The organism is Pelagicoccus mobilis (assembly GCF_016595505.1).
GTDB lineage: Bacteria > Verrucomicrobiota > Verrucomicrobiia > Opitutales > Opitutaceae > Pelagicoccus > Pelagicoccus mobilis.
In genome coordinates, this window is sequence record NZ_JAENIL010000164.1 from 1 (window position 1) to 320 (window position 320).

Below are 320 nucleotides of genomic sequence, written 5' to 3' on the forward strand. Positions count from 1 at the left end.
GACGCATCCCAGGGATCGCTCGTCAAGAGCGATCCGGAGATGGTGGAGCACCTGCGAGCAGCCTACGCCATGCAGGAAAGGAAACTGGAATGTCCAGCGGTGGAGCCGATCGCCTCCTCGGGGAACGGCGAAGCTCCTGTCCCGCCCCCAAGCAAGGGAGCGGGCAAGCCTCCCAGGAGCAAGGCCAGCAAGAAAAAGCCTCGCGTGAACGACTCTCTGATCAGCTCCACCGATCCGGACACCGCATGCGTGCGAAAGAAGACTGGGGGGACGTCCCGTCCACGCTACAAGGCGCATCGAAGCGTCGACGACGAACACGG

1 protein-coding gene is annotated in these 320 nt (G+C 63.4%); it reads left to right on the plus strand.

Translation table 11 applies throughout. The annotated features are described in order from the left end of the window. Positions 1–320, plus strand: a 320-nt coding sequence (locus tag JIN87_RS28055; protein ID WP_425606478.1) for a hypothetical protein, incomplete at both ends; no start/stop codon positions are given.